14 protein-coding genes are annotated in these 17385 nt (G+C 65.1%); 6 read left to right on the forward strand and 8 right to left on the reverse strand.

Features of this window, described 5'->3' with window-relative positions:
• Positions 1-8: 8 nt before the first annotated feature.
• The 6 genes from U9J41_RS18350 to rsgA all read left to right on the forward strand — a co-directional run bounded on the left by U9J41_RS18350 (position 9) and on the right by rsgA (position 5107).
• A complete protein-coding gene (locus U9J41_RS18350; protein ID WP_322403608.1) occupies positions 9-1424 on the forward strand; it encodes a DUF2169 family type VI secretion system accessory protein in 1416 nt (471 codons plus the stop codon).
• A gap of 9 nt (positions 1425-1433) precedes the next feature.
• On the forward strand, positions 1434-1787 hold the full coding sequence (locus tag U9J41_RS18355; RefSeq protein WP_322403609.1) for a DUF4150 domain-containing protein: 354 nt from the start codon (positions 1434-1436) through the stop codon (positions 1785-1787).
• A gap of 3 nt (positions 1788-1790) precedes the next feature.
• A complete protein-coding gene (locus tag U9J41_RS18360; protein WP_322403610.1) occupies positions 1791-2870 on the forward strand; it encodes a polymorphic toxin type 15 domain-containing protein in 1080 nt (359 codons plus the stop codon).
• Positions 2867-3532 (forward strand): GAD-like domain-containing protein, encoded by a 666-nt coding sequence (locus U9J41_RS18365; protein ID WP_322403611.1) that lies wholly within the window; start codon positions 2867-2869, stop codon positions 3530-3532. The genes U9J41_RS18360 and U9J41_RS18365 overlap by 4 nt, the downstream gene beginning before the upstream one ends.
• Positions 3533-4085: 553 nt before the next feature.
• Positions 4086-4415, forward strand: coding sequence for a ribosome small subunit-dependent GTPase A (locus tag U9J41_RS18370; protein WP_322403612.1), 330 nt, complete (start codon positions 4086-4088; stop codon positions 4413-4415).
• Positions 4415-5107: a ribosome small subunit-dependent GTPase A gene (rsgA, locus tag U9J41_RS18375; RefSeq protein WP_322403670.1), complete on the forward strand. Its 693-nt coding sequence runs from the start codon at positions 4415-4417 to the stop codon at positions 5105-5107. Before U9J41_RS18370 ends, rsgA begins: the two co-directional genes overlap by 1 nt.
• A gap of 135 nt (positions 5108-5242) precedes the next feature.
• Here rsgA and U9J41_RS18380 read toward each other — a convergent pair whose 3' ends face one another.
• The 8 genes from U9J41_RS18380 to U9J41_RS18415 form a co-directional block, all read right to left on the reverse strand.
• Positions 5243-7606 carry a glycoside hydrolase family 127 protein gene (locus U9J41_RS18380; RefSeq protein WP_322403613.1) on the reverse strand — a complete coding sequence of 788 codons (2364 nt, stop codon included), beginning with the start codon at positions 7604-7606 and terminating at the stop codon, positions 5243-5245.
• Positions 7603-8631, reverse strand: coding sequence for an arabinan endo-1,5-alpha-L-arabinosidase (locus tag U9J41_RS18385; RefSeq protein WP_322403614.1), 1029 nt, complete (start codon positions 8629-8631; stop codon positions 7603-7605). Before U9J41_RS18385 ends, U9J41_RS18380 begins: the two co-directional genes overlap by 4 nt.
• Before the next feature lie 15 nt (positions 8632-8646).
• On the reverse strand, positions 8647-10206 hold the full coding sequence (locus U9J41_RS18390) for a glycoside hydrolase family 43 protein (protein WP_322403615.1): 1560 nt from the start codon (positions 10204-10206) through the stop codon (positions 8647-8649).
• Positions 10207-10209: 3 nt separating this feature from the next.
• Positions 10210-11763, reverse strand: coding sequence for an alpha-N-arabinofuranosidase (locus tag U9J41_RS18395; protein ID WP_322403616.1), 1554 nt, complete (start codon positions 11761-11763; stop codon positions 10210-10212).
• Positions 11764-11965: 202 nt separating this feature from the next.
• On the reverse strand, positions 11966-12733 hold the full coding sequence (locus U9J41_RS18400) for an SDR family NAD(P)-dependent oxidoreductase (protein WP_322403617.1): 768 nt from the start codon (positions 12731-12733) through the stop codon (positions 11966-11968).
• Between the two features lie 136 nt (positions 12734-12869).
• Positions 12870-14459: an aldehyde dehydrogenase (NADP(+)) gene (locus U9J41_RS18405; protein WP_322403618.1), complete on the reverse strand. Its 1590-nt coding sequence runs from the start codon at positions 14457-14459 to the stop codon at positions 12870-12872.
• Entirely contained in the window at positions 14456-15448 is a 993-nt protein-coding gene (gene araD1, locus U9J41_RS18410; protein WP_322403619.1) for an AraD1 family protein, read from the reverse strand. Before araD1 ends, U9J41_RS18405 begins: the two co-directional genes overlap by 4 nt.
• Positions 15449-15559: 111 nt before the next feature.
• Positions 15560-17302, reverse strand: coding sequence for an IlvD/Edd family dehydratase (locus tag U9J41_RS18415; protein ID WP_322403620.1), 1743 nt, complete (start codon positions 17300-17302; stop codon positions 15560-15562).
• Between the last annotated feature and the right edge of the window lie 83 nt (positions 17303-17385).

The raw sequence follows: 17385 nt of genomic DNA on the forward strand, positions 1-17385 counted from the left end.
ACCCGCGCATGGAATTTCGCAACCTGACGCCCTTCCCGGCGATGGCGTTCGATGCCCTGGACCAGCACGACCAGCGCTTCCACGTCGTCGTGATGCGGCTGACCTTCGAATTGCGGCACGACGGCGCGCTGCTGCTCGCGCCCGCGCAGACGCCGCTCGTCACGACCGACGACTATTACGGTGACATGAACCACTCCAGCGTCAGGCAGGAGTCGGACCTGGCACCGTACAAGCCGCACACCGACGTGATCGTGATCGCCGACGCATGCGCGCCGCAGGGCCGCGCGACCGGCGAGTTCGCGGTCGCGCTCAAGATCAACGGTGCGCCAACCGAGCCGGATTTGCCGCCCGAACCGCACGGCCTGAATCCGGCATCTCATGCATCCGCGGAGCGAATGGCCGAATGGAGGCAGGCGTGCGCCCGTCTGACGGCGTGGGCCAAGGAGGGCCCCGTCATCCTGTCCAAGACACTGACGATCACGGGCGCGCGCGACTGGCGCAGACGCCACGTCTTGATGCGGGCCCTGAGCCTGTTCACGCTTCCGACATGGAAGCTGACAGCGCCGCAACCGATCACGACCCTGCCGCTGCGCTACGAATACGCCTACGGCGGCGAGAACAAAATACTCGTCACCGAGCCGGCGGCCAGGCGGGTGGATAAAAAATATCGATTGCCGGACCGCGTACCGCGACCCGAAAACACGACCACGGGCGACGCGCCACAAGCCATCGCCCACACGGTCTGCGAGCAAAACCCGGTAGGCCGCGGCTTCGCCGAGGACTGGTATCTTCGCGCGACAAAACTCACGCGCGTGCCCGCGCCGCAAATCGAAGCGTCCGACCAGCCCATGACACGCTTCGGCGACGCGTACACCCCGGACGGCTTTGGCATCGTCGGACGCGCCTGGCGACCGCGCCTCGGCCTGGCAGGCACCTACGGCGAGGACTGGCTGGAAAACCGCCATCCCGGCCTGCCCGCCGATTTTAATTTTGCGTACTGGAACGGTGCGCCCGCCGACCAGCAAGTGGTCCCCCACCTGGACGGCGACGAAACCATCACGCTGTACAACCTCAGTCCAGCGGGCCCGGGAACAGCGCAGGACGCCGCGGGCAATACCCTGCTGTCGTTCGCCCTGCCGGGGCATCTGCCGTTCACCGTGGTTCGCTTTGAAGACGGACGAATCGGCGAACTCGCGGCCAGGCTCGATACGTTGATCATCGACGTGGCCCCCGACGCGAACGACCCGGACAAAAAACCTTCCGTCGTATGCGTCTGGCGCGCCACCGTCGCCTCCGAACCCGCCGTACGCGTGCTCGAAGCGCGGATGCTGTCACGTGCGGATGTCGTGGCGTTGCGCGAGCAGGCTCAGAGCGCCGAGGCTGCGGCAATCGAGCCTGACAACAATGTTGCAACGATCGTTTGAAAGGAAGGTATGCCAACGGGTGCCCGCAAGAACAGTATCTTCAAGGCCGTCAGCCTCGTCCCCAACGTGTGCAAGACGCCCATGGGGCCGAATATGGTGCCTGTGCCCTACCCCATCATTGCCGACCTGAGCGACAGCGTCGAGGTCGCGCAGACAGTCAGGTTCAACGGCGACCCCGTTTTCCTGCTCAGCGAAAGTGTGGTGACGCACGTGACCGGCAACGAGGCGGGAACGGGCGGCGGCATGAAGTCGGGCGTCAACCAAGGCAAGGTTCGTGCGACGCAGAGCGCAAACGCCGTTCGGGCAGAGAAGAAATATGTCGTACGCCATGGCGACGAGTGCGATATGAATCTGGCGAGTTAAGCCATGAGCACGAAAGGCGTGATCCTGGAGCAGGCGGAAAAATCGGTAACGCACGTCGAACCGCAAGGCGGCGGTGCCAATCCGGCGCTGACGCTCGAGACCGAGGGTGAAAAGACCATGTGGCAAAAGTCCAGCCCATGGGTGCACGGCGTGCTGGGTGTGGCCAGCTTCGTTCCCGGCTTGTCGGTCGTGACAGGTGCGGCGGATGCCGCGCTCTATGCGGCCGAGGGTGATTTTGTCGAAGCGGGTATCGCTGCGGCAAGCATGATCCCGGGCGGCAAGGTCGTCACGACGGTGGGCAAGGTCGCCAAAGGCGCGGTCGGCATGGCGAAAGGCGCGGGAACGGCCGCGCGAATCGCCAAGGGCGCGCACGAAGCGGAAGAAGTCGCCAAAGCCGCGAAGGCAGCCAAGGAAGCGGAAGAAGCCGCCCGGGTTGCCCGCGAAGCCAAGGCGGCAAAGGAAGCGCGGGAAGCGGCGTCCGGGCCAAGGAAACCCAAAAAAGAGGTGACGGTCAAGGGCCGCGAGCATAAAGTGCCTTGCTTTCATCCGTTTGATAAGAAGAAGTTCATGCGGATGAGTAAGGATGAGCAGAAGGCTTATCTGAAGGAGATGGCCTTGCAACTCAAGCGGCAGGAAGAGGCAATCAACAGCCTCACCGTTAGACAATATAATCAGGCCAGAGATTTGTTTAAGACGATGAATCGCAATCCCGCCGCAGACGCAGCGCAGGCCGAATTGAGGGACCGTGTTACCGCCGATATAAAAAAGAGTATTGGCGAAAGTTTGCTTAAAAAAGGGATGAGCCCGGCACAGGCCAAGAAAATAGCAAGCAGTAGCACTCAAGAAGTGATGAGTAAGCTTGCCGCGCTACATGAACCGGACATGGTTTCGGGTGGCTGGCTGACCCATGAGCCGAAAGGAATGGGCCGTGCCGACGTAAACTCCTCCATCGGCGCGAGTTGGAAGCAAAGTGATAGGATAGCTGGAATGGATCGAGAAGCGAACAAAGCCATCGAAAGTGGCCGCGGGGATCAAAAAATGAACGTTAAACTAGAGCCGTGCCGTGGAAAGGGGATGCGATGAGAGACGAGGATTTTGAAGTCTTTATAGACGAGTTTGGGGAAGCCACGCATCGTTTCGAGGTACCAGCATCCAGTATTGAGAAATGGCGCGATAAGTTGCCTGATCAGTTACTGACCTATTGGAAAAACGAAGGGTGGTGTGGATATGCAAACGGTCTATTTTGGACCGTAGATCCTGACGAGTACGAAGACTTGATTGATGAATGGCTCGAAGACACAAAATTGGAAGAAATTGATTCCTTTCACGTAATCGCAAGATCTGCGTTTGGTGATCTATATGCATGCGGTGAAAATACTGGTCGAAGCGTAACAATTGCATGCCCACTTAACAATATCATCGCATTTAAAAACAAGTTAAAACCCAAGCCGAAAGATGATCTCGACTTATCCATTCGCGCTTTTTTTTCCCTTAGTGAGCCAAAAGATTTTGATTTAAAAGACGAGAATAGCCAACCACTTTTCAAGCGCGCATCCGAAAAACTAGGTCAACTCGCGCCAGATGAAATGTACGGATTCGAGCCCGCCTTAGTGCTCGGCGGAAAGATCCGACTGGAGAATTTATTCAAGGTAAAGACAGATGTCCATTTGACTATCCTTCGCCAACTTGCTTCGCCGGCTCTGCCATTCTCGAATGTCGACATCGATAATTTACTCAATCCATAAGATTCGATGAGAGACGAGGACTTGAAGTTTTTATTGACGATTTTGATAAGGCGCCTCATAAAATCGATGCCCCAACAGAAGCCATCCAAAAACGGCGAGGCAGCGAGGGAAGCACTGAACAATTGACTTTCGCGCGCGAAAGTCAGCCCGATCGTGGCGCGGAGTTTCGCGCTGCGGTTCTTGATCCGATCTGGCGCCCTGGTGTTCCAGATCGGCCGTTTGCGGTGCCATTTCCAGCCGATTTCCAGCCTCAGGACACGTCGTGGGCGCGCGCCGCCCCAAAAAACTGCGAGTTCACTCGTATTGGCGCGCTCATCAAAAAGCGGACGAACGCGCTATACTTGCCTTTCCATTCACCAGACGAGGAGCACCCCATGAAGCACCCGGATATTGCCCACCTGTCGGCTGCCTGATCTCCCCGCCCCGTCGATCACCGACGTCGTGAACGGGCGCGCCAGGCGCGCCGACCTCCTTGCCCGAATCCATCGCGGCCGCGCCATGCGGCTGCGTGCCCGTGCGCGCTCGCGTACTTCGACACAGGAACACAACGATCATGATCGACTTCGACTTCGATTTCGCGGCGCTGCGCCGCATCGGACTGACCAACCCCATCGCCGCGCGCCTGGCCGCGCATGACGGCGGCCTGCCCGCGCGCATCGCGAGCGTGCACCGCGGCGCGCTCGTGCTGCACGACGGTTTGCACGAATTCCCGGCCCGCCTGCCGGGCGCCCGGTCGGTCGCACCGGCCGTCGGCGACTGGGCGCTGTTCGGCCACGACGACCACGGCGACGCCTGGGTCCGCGCCCTCGTCGAGCCGATGAACGACCTGGTACGGCGCACCGCCAGCGGCTGGCGGCGAACGTCGACACCGCGCTGCTGGTGATGGGCCTCGATGGCGACTTCAACCTGCGCCGGCTGGAGCGTTACCTCATGCTGGCACAGTCGTGCGGCGTGGCACCGGTGGTCGTGCTGACCAAGGGCGACCTCGTTCACGATGCCGACGCCAAGGCGGCGCAACTCGTCGCGCGCATCCCGGCATCGATCCCGGTCGTGCGCGTGCACGCGCTGGAAAGCCGCGCCGCCGACGTGCTGGCGCCGTGGACCACGGCCGGCCAGACGCTGGTGCTGCTCGGTTCATCGGGCGTGGGCAAGTCGACGCTCACCAACACGCTGGCGGATGCGCACCAGGACACGGGCCGCGTGCGCAAGGGCGACGACCGCGGCCGCCACACGACGACGTCACGCTCGCTGCACCTGTGCGCGGGCGGCGCCTGCGTGATCGACACGCCCGGACTGCGCGCCTGGCAGCCGGACGCCGACGAGGAGGACGTCGGCGCGGCATTCGGGGATATCGACGCGCTGGCCGCGCATTGCCGCTTTCACGACTGCACGCACGGCGAGGAGCCGGGATGCGCGGTGCGCGGCGTCGTCGATGCGGACCGCCTGCGCAACTACCACAAGCTGCTGCGCGAGGTGCGGCATGCGGCGGCAACGCCGCTCGACCGCATCGCGGAGCGTTCGAAATGGAAGGTGCTGAACCGGATGGCGAAGGCGCGGGCGCAGGCGAAGCGCTAGCGTTCACCTGCAGCATGAGCACGTCGTCCCCGCGCAGGCGGGGACCCAAGTTGCGCGCGTTATCGCGACATGTATAACTTAGATTCCCGCCTGCGCGGGAATGACGGTCTTTCGGTCAACGCAACGCCCTTTAGGTCAACGTAATAATCGCAGTCCATACAGGCCGCCCGCCATCGAGCCTTCCTTCGCGACGAACTTCACTTCCAGCTTGCCGTTCGCGCCCTGCACGAGCGCGGGCGGCAAGGCGAAATCGCGCGTATAGAATTCCTGCGCCTCGCCGGCCGCCAGTTCGACTTCCGCGATGCGCTGGCCGTCGACGACGATGTCGAACCTGCGGCCCGCGTCGGCGCGCGCGAACGTGAGGCGCAAGGCCTTCGCCTCGTGCTTCGGATCGTTCAACAGGTAGCTGAACCACTTGCTCGCATGGCGCCAGTGGCGGCCGTTGTTGAGGCCCGCGTCCGCGCCCTCGCCCTTGAAGCCGTGGTCCGATTCCGGCTGCTGCTCGCCCGGCGCCACCTGGTCGACGGTCTGCGCGTCCAGGGCCAGCCGCTCGGATTCCTTCGCGGCGTCGTCCAGCTTCATGCGCGCGTACTCGCCCGGGGTGCTCTGCTGCCAGTAGATCATGTAGCGCGAGTCGTGCAGGCGGAAGAAGGGAATGAACTCGGTCGACGATCCCGCCCCGCCCTGCACGACGCCCGGCGCCGTGAACGTCAGCGGCTTGCCTTTCACGGGCTTGAAGCGGCGCGTGAAATCCCCGCTGTCCGCGACGAACGTGGGCGCGGCCTCCAGCGGGCAGACCTGGCCCGACGGGATGTGGCCCATGCGCGAATCGTCCGCGAAGAAGTTCAGGTGCTCCGTCGGGAACGGGTTCGTCTTCGCGGCCAGCACGACGGGGCCGTACAGCACCGCGTAGTAATTCGACTTGTCCGGCATCTGCTCGAGATGCATCGCCATCGGCAAGCTGACGTCGACGCGATCGCCCGTCTTCCACGCGCGCTCGATGTTCACGTAGCTGCCCGGCTGCGCATCGACTTTCACGCGCTTGCCGTTCACCTTCACCGCGAGCTTGCCCGGGGCGACCCAGGCCGGATAGCGGATCTTCAGCGCGAACTTCGCATCGCCGTCGACGGTGATGCGCGTGCTGGCCTGGTCCGGGAAGTCGTTCGCCTGCGTGATGCGCACGTTCTTCTCGCGCCAGTTCAGCGTCGACGGGATGAACAGGTTCACGAACAGCGCCGCGTTGCCGTCCTTCTCTTCGTGCGCGTAGATGAATTCGCCGTACTTCGCGTGGCTCTCGATGCCGGAGCCCACGCAGCACCACATGGCCTTGTCCACCTGCGAATACACGCGGTAGTGGTTCGGACGCATCGGCGTGAAGTAGACGAAGCCGCCCGTGCCCGGACGTTCCGACGCGAGGATGTGGTTGTACAGCGCGCGCTCGTAGTAATCCGCATAGCCGGCGTTGTCCGAGGTCTCGAACAGCATCTCGGTCAGCTTCAGCATGTTGTAGGTGTTGCAGGTCTCCGGCCCCTCGACCTCCTCGATCATCGGGCTGAAGTCCTTGTCGTCATGGAAGTGCTCCTTGACGCTGTTGCCGCCGATGGCCACGGTGCGGTGGTCGACGACGGTCTCCCAGAAGAACGCGGCGGCATCCGCCATGTCCTTGCGGCCCGTGAGTTCGCCGATGCGCTTGAAGCCGATGACCTTGGGGATCTGCGTGTTGGCGTGCAGGCCCGTGAGCTTGTCCTCGTGTCTTTCCAGCGGCTGCAGGAGGGCCTGGTGCGAGAAGCGCAGCGCCAGGTCCATGTAACGCCGGTCGCCGGTCATCTGGGACACGTCGGCCAGCACTTCGTTCATGCCGCCCTGCTCGGCCCTGAGCATCTGTTGCATCTGCTCGTCCGTGAGGTGGTTGGTCAGCCGCAGCGCCCAGTCGGACAGGGCGATCAGGATCGTCTTCGCATCCTCGTTGCCGGCGTAGCGGTACGCGTCGCGCAGGCCCGCGAAGATCTTGTGCAGGTTGTACCACGGGACCCATTTGCCGTTGACGGAAAAGTTATCGGCATGGAGCTTGCCCGCGGCGACGTCGCGCCACGCGGCGCGGCCGCCCGGAATGCCGCCCAGGTAGCCGTCGCCGTTGGCCGCCTGCGCGCGTTTCAGCTCCGCGACGAAGTAATCCAGGCGCCGCTTGACCTCCGCATCGCCGGTCGACGCATACATCAACGCCAGCGCCGACAGGTAGTGCCCGCCCATGTGGCCGTCCAGGCCGGACGACTCCCAGTTGCCGTAGCTGGGCTGCTTGGGCGTGAGACCCGCTTCGCGCAGGAACGGCGCCAGCAGCCGGTCCGGCTCCATCGCCATCAGGTAGTTCAGGTCCGTGGTCTGGGCGTCGAGGAAGGGGCTCGCGCCCAGGCGCACGTCCTGCAGCGGGAACAGGTCGGCGGCCTGGGACGTCGTAGCGCCCAGGGCGAGGAGCAGTGCGGCGATGCGGGTAAGCTTCATTTGACTTCTTCGCTCACATAGTTGTTGAGGTCTTTCGGATCGACCGTCGGCCAGCCGCCCTTGTCCCAGTGGATGTCCATCACCTTCAGCTTCTGCCTGTAGTGATCCGCCGTCTCGTACGCGTGCAGCACGAGATAATCCTTGCCGTCGAAGGTGTAGGCGCTGTTGTGGCCCAGCGCCTTCCAGTCCTTGTCGCCCTGGATCACGAGCGAGCCGCCGCCCTGCGCCATGTCCTTGCCCTGGCGGTCGAGGTACGGCCCGGCGACGTCCCGCGCGCGGCCGACGACGACGTGGTAGGTGCTCTTCGGCCCCTGGCAGCACAGGCCCCACGACACGAACAGGTAATAATAGCCGTTCTTCTTGAAGATGAACGGCCCTTCGATCTCGGCCGGCGCCGCCTGCTCGTCCGGCGTGAACGCGGGCCGCTCGCGCCGGGCGATCGTGTGCCATTCCTGCGGCTCGGCGATCTTCGTCCAGCTGTCGTCCAGTTTCACGAGCTTGATGCCGCCCCAGAACGAACCGAAGGTCATCCAGCCTTGCCCCTTGTCGTCCTCGACCACGTTCGGGTCGATCGCGTTCCACATGTCGCGGCCCGGCACCGACTGCACGACCATGCCCTGGTCTTCCCAGCGGTAGTTCGGGGCGCGCGGGTCGAGCGTGGCGTTGGTCGTCACGCCGATGCCCGACGTGTTCTTGCCGAAGCCGGACACCGAGTAGTACAGCAGCCAGCGGCCGTTGTGCCGGTGGACGTCCGGAGCCCAGATATGGCCGTTGAACGTCGGTGCCGCACGTTTCGCCCACGCCGGCTCGCCCGCGAACACGCGGCCTTCCGGCTTCCAGTGCAGCATGTCCGACGACGAATAGAACGTGATGCCGGGGCCGGTGCTGTACAGGTAGTACGTGTTGCCGTCCCTGGCCATCACCGGGTCGTGCACGCCGACCTGGGACGCCTGCGCCGTCAACGCCGCGGCCAGCGCCAGCATGCCGGCGCCGAGTGCGGCCGCGATTTTCGTCGCTTTACGCATGGTTCATCCTTTCGATTACGAGCCGGTGCGGATGCCCCACAACGACACGCCGGCCTTCGACTGCGCCGTGAACGTCACCGCGAAGGCGTTCGCGTTCGGGTTCCACTGGCGCGACAGCACGCCGCTGTAGGTGACCCCGTCGATCACGATGGCGACGTTGTTGTTGCCCTTGTGCGTCCAGGTGCCGCCGGTGTTGCCCGATCCTGCGCCGGTCACCGTACCGTTGGCGTCGAGCCGGATCGCGACCGACGGCTTGACCGTGGCCGAGATGTCCTTGCCGTGGTTGACCATCTTGTACGCACCGGCCGTGTCCGCGCTCGTGACGGTCGCGGAGATCGTCGTCGCGCTCTTCGACAGCGGCACGTAGCGCAGCGGCGCCGCCACCGGCCAGCCGTCGTCGTTGATGAACATCTCGTGCACGCGCACTTCGTGGTATTCGCCCTGGCCCGGGAAGCGGGTGTGGAAGATCAGGAAGTACTGGTTCGTCGCCGCTTCGTAGCGCGCCGAGTTGTGGCCGGGCGAGACGTAGCCGACCGGCGTCCCCGTCTCCCCGCTCGCCAGCGCGAACTGGTAGTTGCCGACCAGCTTCTGGCCGTACGGCGCGATGCTGACGTCGTCGAACAGGGGCTTGGTCGGATCGGCCTTGACGTCGGCCATGTCCTTGCCGGTGGCGTCGAGGTAGGGGCCGTCCGGGCTGGTCGCGCGCGCCACGCGCATGTTGTAGCCGCCGTTCGCATCGAGGCCGCCGAACGACGTGAACAGGTAGTAGTACTTCGTGGCCGGGCTGTACATCACGTAGGCGCCCTCGATGCGCGCGTGGTTGCCGCCCATGAGGTGCTTGCCGTAGCCCTGGCCCGCGACCGGCAGGCCGGTGGCCGGGTCCATCGCCATGATGAAGATGCCGCCCGAGTAGGAGCCGTAGATCATCCACAGCTTGCCGGCGGCGTCGCGGAACGTGTTCGGGTCCACGACGTTCGGATGCTTCAGCGCGTCGTAGACGGTGCCGTCGGGACTGACCTCGCCCCACATGCCGGACTTGAGGAACACCTGCTTGTTGACGTACGGGCCTTCGATCTTGTCGGCGACGGCCACGCCCAGCGCGGAGCGCGGCGAATCGCCCTTGCAGGCATCGTAGTACATGTAGAACTTGCCGTCGTCGAGCTGGATGACGTCCGGCGCCCACAGGTCCGTGACCTGGGCCCACGCGAACGTGTCGGCCAGCGCCGTCGTCACTTTCGAGAACAGCGGATTGGCGTCGGTGACGCCGTCGGCGATCTTCGTCCAGTTCATCAGGTCCGTGGTCTTGGCGGCCGCCAGGTGCGAGCCGAACGCGTACCACGTGTCGCCGACCTTGATGACGGCCGGGTCGTGCACGGACACGTTGGCGAACGTGATCGCGGCCTGGGCCGGCGTGTCGGTCGTGGCCGGGGCTGGCGTCGTGGCTGGCGTCGACGGCGTGGCGGCGACCGGCGCGGTCACCGGCGCGGCAGCGCCACCGCCGCCGCCCCCGCCGCATCCGGCGAGGACGAGTGCGGCGGCGACGGCCAGCGCACGCGGGGTCAGGGCGTGCGCCATCGGTCAGCCTTCCACGGCCACGACCAGCACCGACTTGGCCGGCACCTTGATCGTCAGCTTGCCGCCGCTGGCGCTGGCGCTGAACGGCACCGGCTTGACGGCGTCCTTGTGCTCGAAGGTGTTGTGGGCATCCATCGAATCCGCGGTCAGCAGCTGGCCGCGCACGGCGCCGACGTTCTGGCCGGCCACGTTCAGGACGACGTCGGTGGCGTCATGCGGGTTGGTGTTGACCAGCGCGACATAGGTCTTGCCGTCCTTGCCCTTCGCCGCCGAGGCGCTGATGCCCGGCACGCCCTCGCCGTTCGAGCCGTAGGTCGTGTTGTTCGACAGCGTGACCGGCAGCGAGGTCGCGTCCTGGAACGGCACGTACATCTTGAATGCGTAGTACGTCGGCGTCAGCAGCATCTTGTCGTTGTCGGTGATGATCATGGCCTGCAGCACGTTGACCATCTGCGCGATGTTCGTCATGCGCACGCGGTCGGCGTGGGCATGGAAGATATTGAAGTTGAGCGCGGCCACGACGGCGTCGCGGATCGTATTACGCTGGAACAGGAAACCCGGGTTGGTGCCCTTCTCGACGTCGTACCAGGTGCCCCACTCGTCCACGTCGAAGCCGATCTTCTTCTCCGGGTCGTTCTTGTCGAGGATGGCCACGTTCTTGCGCACGAAGTCTTCCATGCGCAGGGTCTGGCTCATGGTCGAGAACCATTCCGATTCCGGGAAGCCGGTGGCGGCACCCTTGTGGTGCCAGTCGCCGGTCGGCAGCGTGTAGTAGTGGAAGCTGATGCCGTCCGTGCGGCCTTTCAGGTCGCGCGAGAGGATGTCGGTCCAGGAGGTGTCGTCGGCGGTGCCGCCGCTGGCGATCATCTTCGGGCGCAGGTGCTGCGGCGCCTTCAGGAAGGTGTTCCACTGGCGGTACAGGTCGGCGTAGTACTCCGGACGCATATTGCCGCCGCAGCCCCACGACTCGTTGCCGATGGCGAAATAGGCGACCTTGAACGGCGCCGGGTGGCCGTTCTTCGCGCGCAGTTCGGCCAGCGACGACTTGCCTTCCGACGTCATGTACTCGATCCACTCGGCCGCTTCCTGCGGGGTGCCGGTGCCCAGGTTGCCGTTGACGTAGGCGTCCGCGCCCAGCATCTCGACGAGGTCGAAGAATTCATGCGTACCCACCGCGTTCGATTCCGGCACGCCGCCCCAGTTCGTGTTGACCTTCACCGGACGCTTGCTGCGCGGGCCGATGCCTTCGCGCCAGTGGTACTCGTCGGCGAAGCAGCCGCCCGGCCAGCGCACCAGCGGCACGTGCATGGCTTTCAGGGCGCCGACCACGTCGTTGCGCCAGCCGCGCGTATTCGGGATCTTCGAATCCGGACCGACCCACAGGCCGCCGTAGATGCCGGTGCCGAGGTGTTCGGCGAACTGGCCGTAGACGTCCTTGTCGATCACTGCGCCCGGCTTGTTCGCGTCGACGGTGACGTTGACTTGTGCGAATGCGGCGCCGGCGCAGAACGCGGCGGCGATGCCGAGGGCGAGGATGGTGGGTTGGAATGCCTTCATGTAGTCTCCGTTGTTTTGGTCGTTGAGGTGGTTATGTTAATGACGAGCGGAATGGCAAATGCCGCGTGTGCGGCAGATATCCTTCGATCCGTCGTCCCCGCGGGCGGGGATCCAAGTTGTGCGAATCCTGAGACAACGCTTGGATTCCCGCCTCCGCGGGAACGACGGTGTTCGGGCTAGCGGGACAAACGCGGCAGGCGCGTCACACCCAGCCGGCATCCACGATGAATTCCTGCCCCGTGCACATCTTGCTGTCGTCGGCGGACAGGAACAGCACCATCGCGGCGATATCCTCGGGCATCAGCTTGCCCGGCAGGCATTGCGAGCGCGCGATCTCGGCTTCGCCCGACTCGTCCAGCCACAGGTCGATCTGGCGCTGGGTCATCACCCAGCCCGGCGTGACCGTGTTGACGCGGATGTTGAACTTGCCCAGGTCGCGCGCCAGGCAGCGCGTGAGGCCGATGACGGACGCCTTCGTCGTCGCGTAGATCGGGTAGTTCGGGTTCTTGGCGTGCCACGACATCGAACTGAAGTTGATGACGGAACCGCCGCCGCGGCGCTTCATGCCTTCCAGCGCGGCCTGCACGGTGAAGAACATCGGGCGCTGGTTGATGGCGATGCGTTCGTCCCAGTACTCGACCGAGACCTTGCCGATCTCGTGGCGCTGGTCGTTGGCGGCGTTGTTGACGATGACGTCGAAGTCACCCAGCTTGGCGGCCATCTCGGCCATCACGGCCTGCAGGCTGGCGATGTCGGTGATGTCGCAGTAGCGGTAGATCGGCGCCTTGTGGCCGGCCTGCGCCAGCCGCTCGACCAGCGCCTCGCTGGCGTCGCGCATGATGTCGACAAAGCCCACCAGCGCGCCCTGCTCCACCAGCGCAGCCACGATCGCTTCGCCGATCCCGCTGCCGCCACCCGTCACGAACACCCGTTTGCCTTCAAGGCTGCCGTAGCTGGCTAAAGTACTCATCGTCGTCTCCATCCGATAATCTTGTTCTAAGCGGCGCCACGAAAACCGGGCGCCGTATCCTGCTTGGCGTTGCGCGTGGGCTCGGGGAGCCCACCCTACCGCTGTATCCTGCTTGGCGTGTTGGCCTGTTGGCGTGTCAGTCCTTGCCCAGCGCGCCGTCGCGGCGGCGCCAGATGCCGCGCGGGTTCTCGTCGCGCAGCACCGCCGGCAGCAGCGCCTGCGGCAGGTTCTGGTACGCCACGGGGCGCAGGAAGCGGAAGATCGCGCCCGTGCCCACCGAGGTGCTGCGGCCGTCGGCCGTGGCCGGGAACGGACCGCCGTGCACCATCGCGTGCGCCACTTCCACGCCGGTGCCGAAGCCGTTGGCCAGGATGCGGCCGACCTTGCGCTCCAGCGTCGGCAGCAGCACTTGCGCCGCCTCGATATCGCCTTCTTCAAGGTGGATCGCGGCGGTCAGCTGGCCTTCCAGGTGCTCCACGATGGCGCGCATCTGCTCGACGTCCTTGCATACGACCAGCAGCGAGGCCGGGCCGAACACTTCTTCGTGCAGCTCCTTGCGGGCCAGGAACGCGTCGGCTTCGACGCGGAACAGCGCGGCGTGGCCCTGGTTGTCTTCGTGCTCCAGGCGCAGCAGCGTGCTCACCGCTTCGTTGCTGCCCAGCGCGGCGACGCCGCGGCGGAAGCTCGACGCGATACCGGCCGACAGCATCGTCGCCGGCTGCGTGTCGTTCAGCGCTGCCGTGGCGGCGGCGCAGAACGTGGACAGGCCCGGACCGTCGATCGCCAGCACGAGGCCGGGGTTGGTGCAGAACTGGCCGACGCCCAGCGTGAGCGAGCCGGCGAATTCGCGGCCGATGCGCTCGGCGTGCTGTTCCAGCGCGACGGGCAGCAGGAACACCGGATTGATGCTGCTCATCTCGGCATAGACCGGGATCGGCTGCTGGCGGCCCGCGGCGACGGCCATCAGCGCGGTGCCGCCGGAACGCGAACCGGTGAAGCCGACGGCCTGGATGGCCGGATGCGCGACGAGCGCCTGGCCGATCCCGTTGCCGGTGCCGGTCAAGAGCGCGAACGTGCCGGCCGGCAGGCCGCACAGCGCGACGGCTTTCACGACGGCGCGCGCCACCAGTTCCGACGTGCCGGGGTGGGCCGAGTGGGCCTTCAGGACGACGGGGCAGCCGGCCGCGAAGGCGGATGCCGTGTCGCCGCCGGCGACGGAGAACGCGAGCGGGAAGTTCGATGCGGCGAACACGGCGACGGGGCCGACGCCGATCAGGCGGCTGCGCAGGTCGGGACGCGGCGGCGTGCGCTGCGGCAGCGCCGGGTCGATGCGCGGATCCTGCCACGAACCTTCGCGCAGCAGGCTGCCGAACAGTTTCAGCTGGTTGCAGGTGCGGGCGCGCTCGCCTTCGATGCGGCCGCGCGGCAGGCCGGTTTCAGCCATTGCGCGCTCGACCAGCGCATCGCCGAGGGCCATGATCTGGTCGGCGACGGTATCGAGGAACGTCGCGCGCTCTTCGTCCGTGGTATTGCGGAAGACGTCGAATGCCTTGCCGGCCAGGCTGCAGGCCTCGTCGATCTGGCCGATGTCGACCATGTGGAAAGCAGGTTCCAGGTGCTCGCGCGCGGATGGATTCCACGCCTTGAACGAGCCGCCGGCGCCGCGCCGGGCGACGCCGCCGATGAGGGCTTCGCCCGTGATTTGTGCAGTGGTCACGTCGGTCATAAGGTCTTCACTTTTGCAAATTGAGTCGGATGGACGACCAGCTTGTTGCGCAGGGCCGGGCCGAATTGCGGCGATTCGATTTCGAACGTTTCGCCGGCCTGCACGTTCACGCTGTCCGCGAAGCTCAGCGTGGCGGTGCCGAAGAAGTGGATGTGCACGTCGCCGGGGCGATTGAACAGGCCATACTTGAAATGATGGTATTCCAGGTTGCCGATCGTGTGCGACATGTTCTGTTCGCCCGACACGAAGGCCTTTTCCCAGCGCACGGAACCGTCGGCGGCGCGGATGCGCGAGACGCCCTGCACGTGCGCCGGCAGTTCGCCGACGAGCAGCGCCGGGCCGACGCCGCAGTTGCGCAGCTTGGAGTGCGCGAGGTACAGGTAGTTCTGGCGTTCCGTCACGTGGTCCGAGAATTCGTTGCCCAGTGCGAAACCGATGCGGTACGGCTGGCCGTCGTTGCCGATCACGTACAGGCCGGCGATCTCCGGTTCCTCGCCGCCGTCCAGCGAAAAGTCCGGCATCTCCATGTCCTGGCCGCCGGCGCGCACGATCGAGCCGTCGCCTTTATAAAACCATTCCGGCTGGACGCCGGCCTTGCCCGCTTCCGGCTTGCCGCCTTCGACGCCCATGCGGAACATCTTCATCGAGTCGGACAGGGTCTCGACGTCGCCGCCGATCTTCTTGTGCATGGCGTCGCGCGTGTCGGCGCTGCCCAGGTGCGTGAGGCCCGTGCCGGTGACGTAGCAGTGGGCCGCGTCCGGGTGGTCGATCGGGGCCAGCAGGCGGCCTTCGGTGGCGATCGCTTCGTAGGATTCGTTGGTGCCGGTGGCGCAGGCCTCGGCCAGCGCGGCGAGGCCCTTGCCCTGGGCGATGGCGGCTTGCGCCAGGTCCAGCGTCGAGGCGTAGCCGGCGATCGCGGTGACGACGTCGCCGTTCAGGACGCCGACGCGGCGGTCGCCGGTGGTGGATTTGTATTGGATGAGCAGCATGGTCAGATGTCTCCGAGGCGCGATGCGCGGGTGTTCATATGGTCGAACGCGTGGGCACAGGGCGCCCACCCTACGTCGGGTGGGCGCCCTGTGCCCACGCGAATACCAACATTAATGGGAATGCTTGGGCACGGCGGAACCGCGGCAGCCGACGAGGAAGTCGAAATCGCAGCCTTCGTCCGCCTGCAGCACGTGGTCCAGGTACAGGCCCGCGTAACCGGTGCGCGCCGGCTCCTGCTGGGTCTCGGCGCGGTCCGCCAGGCGGGCCTGGATCTCGTCGTCCGACACGTCCAGGTGCAGGCGGCCGCCCTTGCAATCGAGCTCGATGAAGTCGCCGTCCTTGACGATGCCCAGCGGGCCGCCGGCCATCGCTTCCGGCGCCACGTGCAGCACGACGGTGCCGTAGGCGGTGCCGCTCATGCGCGCGTCCGAGATGCGCACCATGTCGGTGATGCCCTTCGCCAGCAGCTTCGGCGGCAGGCCCATATTGCCCACTTCGGCCATGCCCGGGTAGCCCTTCGGACCGCAGTTCTTCATCACGAGGATCGAGTTCTCGTCGACGTCCAGGTCCGGATCGTTGATGCGCTGCTTGTAGTGGTCGAAGTCCTCGAACACGACCGCCTTGCCGCGGTGCTGCATCAGGTGGGGCGACGCGGCCGACGGCTTCAGCACGGCGCCGCGCGGCGACAGGTTGCCGCGCAGGATGCAGATGCCGCCGTCGGCGATCAGCGGGTTGTCGATCTTGCGGATCACTTCATCGTTGTAGATCGGCGCGTCCTGGTTGTTTTCCCACAGCGTCTTGCCGTTGACGGTCAGCGCGTCCTTGTGCGGCAGCAGGTTGTTTTCGCCCAGGCGGCGGATCACGCCCGGCAGGCCGCCGGCGTAATAAAACTCTTCCATCAGGAAGCGGCCGGACGGCTGCAGGTCGACGATGGTCGGGGTGCCCTTGCCGACCGCGGTCCAGTCTTCCAGTTCCAGCGGCACGCCGACGCGGCCGGCGATCGCCTTCAGGTGGATCACGGCGTTGGTCGAACCGCCGATCGCGGCGTTCACGCGGATCGCGTTTTCGAAGTTCTCGCGCTTGAGGATCTTCGACAGCTTCAGGTCTTCATTGACCATCTCGACGATGCGCATGCCGGACATATGCGCCAGCACGTAGCGGCGCGCGTCGACGGCCGGGATCGCGGCATTGTGCGGCAGCGACGTGCCCAGCGACTCGGCCATGCAGGCCATCGTCGACGCGGTGCCCATCGTGTTGCAGGTGCCGGCCGAGCGCGCGTGGCCCGCTTCGGCCGCGAGGAAGTCGTGCATCGAGATCTGGCCGCCCTTGGCTTGCTCGTGCAATTTCCAGACGGCGGTGCCGGAGCCGATGTCCTGGCCGTTCAGCTTGCCGTTCAACATCGGGCCGCCGGTGACGACGATGGTCGGCAGGTCGACGCTGGCCGCGCCCATCAGCAGGGCTGGCGTGGTCTTGTCGCAGCCGACCAGCAGGACGACGCCGTCCATCGGATTGCCGCGGATGGATTCTTCGACGTCCATGCTGGCCAGGTTACGGGTCAGCATGGCGGTCGGACGCAGGTTCGATTCGCCGTTCGAGAAGACCGGGAATTCGACCGGGAAGCCGCCCGCCTCCAGGATGCCGCGCTTGACGTGCTCGGCGAGCTTGCGGAAGTGGGCGTTGCAAGGCGTGAGTTCGGACCAGGTGTTGCAGATGCCGATGATCGGCTTGCCCTGGAATTCGTGATCGGGGATACCCTGGTTCTTCATCCAGCTCCGGTACATGAAGCCGTTCTTGTCCTGGGTACCAAACCACGCTGCAGAACGCAGGGTGGGTTTCTTTTTTGTCTCGGACATTGTTCTTCCTCCGTCGTTTTTGTAGTGCCGAGCGACCCAAGTCGTCGTCCAGCTCAGCGATGAAAGAAGTCTAAAGGCCGATC

This window comes from Massilia luteola (assembly GCF_034420155.1).
In the GTDB taxonomy this organism is placed as follows: domain Bacteria; phylum Pseudomonadota; class Gammaproteobacteria; order Burkholderiales; family Burkholderiaceae_D; genus Telluria; species Telluria luteola.

Bases quoted from the DNA above. Each gene is read 5' to 3' on its own strand.
- U9J41_RS18350 (WP_322403608.1), top strand. From the start codon at position 9: ATGGAATTTCGCAACCTGACGCCCTTCCCGGCGATGGCGTTCGATGCC.
- U9J41_RS18355 (WP_322403609.1), top strand. From the start codon at position 1,434: ATGCCAACGGGTGCCCGCAAGAACAGTATCTTCAAGGCCGTCAGCCTC.
- U9J41_RS18360 (WP_322403610.1), top strand. From the start codon at position 1,791: ATGAGCACGAAAGGCGTGATCCTGGAGCAGGCGGAAAAATCGGTAACG.
- U9J41_RS18365 (WP_322403611.1), top strand. From the start codon at position 2,867: ATGAGAGACGAGGATTTTGAAGTCTTTATAGACGAGTTTGGGGAAGCC.
- U9J41_RS18370 (WP_322403612.1), top strand. From the start codon at position 4,086: ATGATCGACTTCGACTTCGATTTCGCGGCGCTGCGCCGCATCGGACTG.
- rsgA (WP_322403670.1), top strand. From the start codon at position 4,415: ATGGGCCTCGATGGCGACTTCAACCTGCGCCGGCTGGAGCGTTACCTC.
- U9J41_RS18380 (WP_322403613.1), bottom strand. From the start codon at position 7,606: ATGAAGCTTACCCGCATCGCCGCACTGCTCCTCGCCCTGGGCGCTACG.
- U9J41_RS18385 (WP_322403614.1), bottom strand. From the start codon at position 8,631: ATGCGTAAAGCGACGAAAATCGCGGCCGCACTCGGCGCCGGCATGCTG.
- U9J41_RS18390 (WP_322403615.1), bottom strand. From the start codon at position 10,206: ATGGCGCACGCCCTGACCCCGCGTGCGCTGGCCGTCGCCGCCGCACTC.
- U9J41_RS18395 (WP_322403616.1), bottom strand. From the start codon at position 11,763: ATGAAGGCATTCCAACCCACCATCCTCGCCCTCGGCATCGCCGCCGCG.
- U9J41_RS18400 (WP_322403617.1), bottom strand. From the start codon at position 12,733: ATGAGTACTTTAGCCAGCTACGGCAGCCTTGAAGGCAAACGGGTGTTC.
- U9J41_RS18405 (WP_322403618.1), bottom strand. From the start codon at position 14,459: ATGACCGACGTGACCACTGCACAAATCACGGGCGAAGCCCTCATCGGC.
- araD1 (WP_322403619.1), bottom strand. From the start codon at position 15,448: ATGCTGCTCATCCAATACAAATCCACCACCGGCGACCGCCGCGTCGGC.
- U9J41_RS18415 (WP_322403620.1), bottom strand. From the start codon at position 17,302: ATGTCCGAGACAAAAAAGAAACCCACCCTGCGTTCTGCAGCGTGGTTT.